This window comes from Clostridium sp. UBA6640 (assembly GCF_002455975.1).
GTDB lineage: Bacteria > Bacillota > Clostridia > Clostridiales > Clostridiaceae > Clostridium_J.
Genome location: NZ_DKLM01000137.1, coordinates 22,344 through 29,564 on the forward strand (window position 1 = coordinate 22,344; position 7,221 = coordinate 29,564).

Consider the following 7,221-nt stretch of genomic DNA (forward strand, 5'->3'; position numbering starts at 1 on the left):
AACGGCGTTCTTATTCTCTTCTCAAGGCATGTAGAGTGAGTTGCAAATATACAGAAGAAATAGATTTTACTGATTCACTCTTTATTGACTTTTGGATGAATAAATAAGTAACAATGCATATAATGCTCTCTAAAAAAGTATTACATGGGGTTTCAGTGATTTCATTCTTCATCCATCTAATATAAAATTAATTAAAAAGGGGGAGATTTTTATGAAGGTTAAATCTATAGATCAATACTTAGATAAATATACAAAAATATGGCCATTCTCAGGTACAATAGGTGTTTTGAATAAAGGTGAGATTATATTTAATAAATCATTTGGTATGGCATGCCATGAATATGGTATTACAAACAATAAAGATACATGCTATACTCTGGGATCAATGTCTAAGCAGTTTACTGCATTTTTAGTAATGTTACTATATGATCAGAAAAAGATAGATATTGATAAACCGATAAATTTTTATTTACCAAAGCAATTTCACATTGATGACAGGATTACAGCTCATCATTTGCTATCACACATTTCAGGACTTCACCAGTTCTATAACTGGGAGGATGACTTTTTTCAGATTTATGATAGAAGTACTTTCAATCGTCAGGAGTTCTTTAATAAATTCATAAAAAGGGCATTAAGTTTTGAACCCGGAAGCCGATTCGAATATAATAATGCAAACTACAACATACTTGCATGGGCAATTGAAAATATAGTTGGGACAAATTTTGGTGACGCTTTAAAAAAATATGTTTTTGATCCTCTTGGCATGAAAAATACTGTTTTGGATGATGGACATATTATTATAAAGAACAAGGCCTTTCCATACCAGATGGATAGAAATGAAATAGTAAGGTGCCAGTACTATAATGAAAAATTCAGTGTGGGTGCAGGAGCTGTACTATCGAATTTTGGAGATTTATGCAAATGGTATTACTGTATGAAAAACAGAGTGTTTTTATCATATAATACGTATAATCGATTTTTTACTGAAAATAAAGAAGGCTACTGCTATGGATTAAACAAGGATAAAGTGTATGGAAGGACAAGATTCTATCACGGAGGAGATCATTTAGGTGTTATGACCTATAGGCAAGATTTTTATGATGATGATATCTGTGTTGTTGTATTATCCAATTTGGAATGCGGAAATAATTATCAGATTGGTAATGCTATTACGGAGATTCTTTTTACTGGACAAACAGAGGAACCGCAAAGAATTCCTGAAGTTAAATTAGACAGAGCTGCACTTTCGAAATATGAAGGAGTATATTATAAAGACAAGATAGTTTTGGAATTAGGAGAAGAAGGATTGGAATTTGTGCGTTTTAATGGAGATGTACATCACTTGCTATATCCGGCAGGAAAGAATAGATTTGCAAGGAAGTGGTCTGCACAAACTAATCCTTATGAGCTTACGGAATGCGAAGATGGCAATTTTAAATTTTTTGGATTTATGAAAAAATAGAAAACTATATAGGAATCCACAATTTTAGGCACTTCTCCGACTGTAATTTGTGCGTCCTGTGAAACTAGAAGCTATGTTCAGTGGATTAATCAACTTTACATGTAGAGTGTGTTGCAAATATAGAGAAGAAATAGATTTTCTTGATTCACTTTTTATTGACCTTTTAGATGTATTGTGGTATAATGATAAGAAAATGAAATTTGAGGTGAAAAAATGATTAAAATTTCTTGCTAATTTTTAAAGTACATTTAATACAAAGATAAACAGGTATATTCTGTTTTTTGTTGTGCTTATGCAAGAAAGTTATTCGTTTTTCTCTTAATATATACACTTGTGTTATGCTATAATGATTAGTTTAACTACGTATATCTATGAGCTGTAAGAATAATTAATTCTTGCGGCTCTTATTTTTTTATAAATAATTCTAATAAGGAGGAAAAATAATATTATGACAAATAAAGATACTTTGCTAACACATGATAATCTCCATATAGAGTCGGATACTGAAGGCGACACTTATATGGAGTAATAACAAGGTCGCCTATTGTTCCGACTTTGTTATTTATACTATTAAATACAAAGGAGGACAAAAATATGTCTTTAATAAATGTTACAAACCTAACCTTTGCTTATGAAGGTAGCTATGATAATATTTTTGAAAATGTAAATTTTCAAATTGATACCGATTGGAAATTAGGCTTTACTGGAAGAAACGGAAGAGGAAAGACTACTTTTCTAAATCTATTGCTTGGGAAATACGAATATAATGGAAACATTTCAGGTGATGTGACTTTTGAATATTTTCCTTATGAGGTGCAGGAGCAAAACAATTTCACCATAGATGTCATAAGGGAGATTAGTCCAAATTCAATGGATTGGGAAATAGTAAAAGAATTATCTTTGTTAGATATGGACTACGATGCTTTATATAGACAGTTTTATACACTATCTAAAGGAGAGCAGACCAAAACGCTATTAGCTGCTATGTTTTTGAAGGAGAACTCCTTCTTGCTTATTGATGAGCCTACCAATCATTTGGATGCTGAAGCTAGGCAAAAACTATGTAATTACTTGAAAAAAAAGAAAGGATTTATTCTGATTTCACATGATAGATCTTTTTTGGATAATTGTGTTGACCATATCTTGTCTATCAATAAAACTACTATTGAAATACAAAAAGGAAATTTTTCTTCATGGTGGAGAAACAAAGAATTACAAGATGGTTTTGAGCTAGCAGAAAACGAAAAATTGAAAAAGGATATTAGCAGACTTTCCAGCTCGGCAAAACGTACATCTACGTGGTCGGATAGTGTTGAAAGTACCAAGCATGGAACTACTAATTCTGGGAGTAAATTAGATAAAGGATATGTTGGGCATAAAGCTGCAAAAATGATGAAGCGTGCTAAAAATATAGAAGCTAGGCAACAAAACATGATTGAGGAAAAATCAAAGCTTCTCAAAAATATTGAGTCTAATGAAAATTTGAAAATAACACCGCTTACTTTCCATGATAAAAAGCTTGTAGAACTTACAAACGTTGCAATTGAATATGATGATAAAATTGTCTGTGAAGGAGTAAACTTCACTATAGAGCAAGGTGAAAGAATTGGGATTCAAGGAAAGAATGGTAGCGGAAAATCAAGTATATTGAAATTAATTTATGGAGAAGACATTCCTCATAGTGGAATTGTAAGAAAGAATAATAAGTTAATCATTTCCTATGTTTCACAAGATACTTCAGATTTATATGGTAACTTATCTGAGTATGCAGATAAACACTGTATTGACGAGAGTTTATTTAAATCAATTCTTAGAAAACTTGATTTTTCAAGAGAACAGTTTGAAAAGAATATCGAAGATTTTAGTGGAGGACAGAAGAAAAAGATATTGATTGCCGAAAGTTTGTGTGAACGGGCACATTTGTATATTTGGGATGAACCATTGAATTTTATTGATGTCATTTCTCGTATGCAAATTGAGAAATTGTTAATTGAACATGAACCTACAATTTTGTTCGTTGAGCATGATAGTGCATTTTGTGAAAATGTTGCAACAAAAATAATAAAATTGTAAAGGGAGAGATGGCAATTAATATGTTTAGTGAAAATATAGAAGTAATACACAATAGGCTCCATGCAAAGCCAGATGTTTTGGGCGACGTTTGCATGGAGTAGTATAAGTCGCTAATCATACNNGATGGCTTTGCTTCTTAACTATTAATAGTGAGGAGAAAGCCTATATGAAAGAGATAAAAACAAAATATGGAAAAATAAAACAAATAGTATCAAATTTAAAATTACCTGATTATAGATATGAGCAGCTTACAAAAGCTATTTTTCATCAAAGAATAGACAATTTTGATGATATGCATATATTACCAAAAGCGTTAAGAATAGCTTTAGTGAATGAGTTTGGGAATAATGTATCTAGTGTAATACCTATTTTTTCACAAGGTTCTAAACAAGCTCAAAAATTGTTATTCGAATTGGCTGATGGAGAAAGAATAGAAGCTGTTGGACTAAAGTATAAACAGGGGTGGGAATCCTTTTGTATTTCTTCCCAATGTGGTTGCGGTTTTGGATGTCGTTTTTGTGCAACGGGAAGTGCTGGATTTAAACGCAATCTTACTGCTGATGAGATAACTGACCAATTACTGTATTTCTATTTTAATGACCATAGATTGAATAGTATTTCATTTATGGGAATGGGTGAGGCTTTTGCAAATCCAGAGTTATTTGATGCAGTAAAAATTTTAACTGATCAAAAATTATTTGGGCTAAGTCAACGAAGAATTACTATTTCAACAATTGGCATTATACCAGGAATTCAAAGAGTGACCAAAGAATTTCCGCAAGTGAATCTGGCTTTTTCACTTCATTCACCATTTGAAAGTCAACGAAGTAATTTAATGCCTATAAATAAAAGATTTCCATTGAATGAGGTAATGAAGACATTAGATGAGCATATCATTCATACGGGACGACGAGTGTTTATTGCTTATATTATGCTTGAAGGAATTAACGATTCGAAAGAACATGCAGAAGCAGTTGTAGGTTTATTGAAAAATCGTGGTTCATGGAAACATCTATATCACATTGATTTGATACCTTATAATTCTACGAATAAAACAACTTTTAAATTTCAATCTTCAAGTACTATCAAGCAATTTTACAGCACACTAAAGAAAGCTGGTATTAGTGTAACTGTTAGAACGCAATTTGGTTCTGAAATTAGTGCTGCTTGCGGACAGTTGTGTTATGAAAATGAATTATAATGTTAGTTCAAAAATATCTATTTGAGTAAAGAAATAGTTTCATTTTAAGGATATTGAAGATTTTCAATTAAATATTGAAGAGTGATATATGTCCCTCAAACTTTAGGTTTGAGGGACTTTTGGTTTTGATACATAGTCTATTGAGGATATTTAGATTCAAATATTTCAGTTCATGGCGGCTTTTTATAATTGAAATGCTTTCTAATTTACATTGGAACAATATGGTGATTAACATATAAGGAATATATATTTAAATGTTCATATATATTATAATTAAAAGAGGTAAGAATTCTTTTTATACAGCGATTTTGTAACCCTGAAGAAATGGAATATCCATACTTGAAGTGCGCTCTTGATAGGGCTGGTGTTTCACATATTAGATTAGGTATTAATTAGCAGATAAGGGATTTCGGACAAGCTCCTACAGCAATACAGCCTTTACTGATATGATGGAGTTTGTATAAGATTAAGTGATTTATTAGACAATTGGAACTATGTGTGTAGTAAAGGGGATAGTATAATGAAGATTGAAAAAATTTTTGCAGTGTATTTTTCAGGTACAGGAACTACAAAAACAATAGTAACTCAAGTTGCGAGAGGAATTAGTACAGCATTAGACCTTCCGATAAATGAAATTGATTTTACAGCTTGTAAAGCTAGAATGAGAAAATTAGTATTTAGCGAAACAGATTTAGTAGTAATTGGTCTGCCTGTTTATGCAGGCAGGCTGCCAAATCTTATTCTTCCATATATAAAAACTATACAAGGGAATGGAGCCATGGCTGTTCCGATAGTGTTATATGGAAATAGAAATTATGATGATGCTCTTATGGAATTAAAAACAGAGTTAGAGAAGAATGAGTTTTATGCAATTTCTGCAGGGGCATTTATTGGTGAACACTCTTTTTCTAAGGTGTTAGCAGCAGGAAGGCCAGATGCAGAAGACCTAAGGGTTGCAGACAGCCTTGCAGATAAGACAGCCAAAATTATCCATCATCTTTCCGGGGATAAGGAGCTTATAAAAGATTTGCTTGAGGTAAAGGGAAATATGCCTTTACATGCATATTATACTCCAAGGGACCGCAAAGGAAATCCTATTGATATTCGGAAGGTAAAGCCTAAAACAAATGAAAACTGTATTAACTGTGGAAAATGTGCAGATATGTGTCCAATGGGCGCTATTGATTCAAGTGACCCAGCTCTTGTTTCAGGAACATGTATTAAATGTTGCGCATGCCTAAAACGCTGTCCACAGCAGGCAAAATATTTTGATGATCAAGGGTATGTTTATCATATGCATGAGCTAGAAGAACAATATGGACCTACCCGTAAGGAGCCGGAGATTTTCTCAATTAATTTATAGTGTAATAGTATTATAAATGCAATCATCTCTCTAGGATTTAACTATCTCACAGATCAGTCATAGAGAGATGATTGCTTTATTTTACATAGAAATTTTTATTTGAAATCAAGCTATCTTATTTTTAAATGGCATAAAACTACAAAAGAAATATTCCGAAGATTTCTATAAATTAAAAATTTATAATGATAAAGGTGTTTTGGAAATAAAGGATTATTTATCTTAATGTAGAATTACATTAAATAAATGTAATAAATTAGATATAACTGGATGAATTTTTGTAGAATTAGCAACAAGTGAAAGAAGTAATTCTTATGCGAGTTTATGGAGAAGGGTTAAAGGAGTATTTTTTAAAAAATATTAAAATTGTATATTGAACTTTAGATTTCTTCCAGAAGAGTGAGGAGAATTACAATGTATTTTGAAAATGAAATTTTACATCCAGGAGAAAAAGTAAAGAAACTAAGGATAATGATACAAGCAGCGCAAAAAGAACTTTCTAGCAAAAATATAAGCCGAAATTTTATTAGTGCAATTGAAAATAAGAAAGCTGCATTAAGCATTAATGCAGCTGAGGTTATTGCTGATAACTTAAATAAAATAATAGATGATAGAGCATATACACTACCACATATAACTTTAGATGAACTACTTTTAAGTGAAGAAGAACAAGCTGCAATAATTGTAGAAAGTGGTATAACAGAATTAAGTAAATATGAGAATGGATCAATAGAAAAATTTAAATTAAAAGTTAATGATATTGAAAACATAATTGACTCATATAATATACCAGAAGATATATTGTATGATTTTTATAAAATTGTTATTGAATTTTATTATAATAATTTTTGTTATGAAATGGCTGAAGTTTATATATTGGAAAAGTTAGATTTATCATCAATAGAACAAAATAAGATAGAATATATTGAATCATTACTTACTAAAATGAAAATATATATAGAGTTAAACAAAAATTCTAGCATTTTATATCTAGGTGAATATATATTAAAATTTATGAAGAATAATAAAATATATAACGAAACATATAGAAAAAGAATATATTTTAATGTAGCTCTATCTTGTAAAAAATTGAATAAGAGCAAAGAAGGATTGTACTATATA

The 7,221-nt window shown here is 30.8% G+C and carries 5 protein-coding genes; all 5 read left to right on the forward strand.

Annotation, left to right across the window (positions count from 1 at the left end; all coding sequences use genetic code 11):
• The first annotated feature begins 211 nt into the window (after nucleotides 1-211).
• Complete coding sequence (locus B2W91_RS15015) at nucleotides 212-1,465, forward strand: serine hydrolase domain-containing protein (RefSeq protein ID WP_291582388.1); 1,254 nt, start codon at nucleotides 212-214, stop codon at nucleotides 1,463-1,465.
• Between the two features lie 594 nt (nucleotides 1,466-2,059).
• Complete coding sequence (locus tag B2W91_RS15020) at nucleotides 2,060-3,538, forward strand: Lsa family ABC-F type ribosomal protection protein (protein ID WP_291582390.1); 1,479 nt, start codon at nucleotides 2,060-2,062, stop codon at nucleotides 3,536-3,538.
• Between the two features lie 166 nt (nucleotides 3,539-3,704).
• The gene (locus tag B2W91_RS15025; protein WP_291582392.1) at nucleotides 3,705-4,739 is read left to right on the forward strand and encodes a Cfr family 23S rRNA (adenine(2503)-C(8))-methyltransferase; all 1,035 of its coding nucleotides are present in this window, start codon (nucleotides 3,705-3,707) and stop codon (nucleotides 4,737-4,739) included.
• 520 nt (nucleotides 4,740-5,259) lie between these two features.
• Nucleotides 5,260-6,102, forward strand: coding sequence for an EFR1 family ferrodoxin (locus B2W91_RS15030; protein ID WP_291582394.1), 843 nt, complete (start codon nucleotides 5,260-5,262; stop codon nucleotides 6,100-6,102).
• Between the two features lie 411 nt (nucleotides 6,103-6,513).
• Nucleotides 6,514-7,221, forward strand: a 708-nt coding sequence (locus B2W91_RS15035) for a helix-turn-helix domain-containing protein (protein WP_291582396.1), incomplete at its 3' end; no start/stop codon positions are given.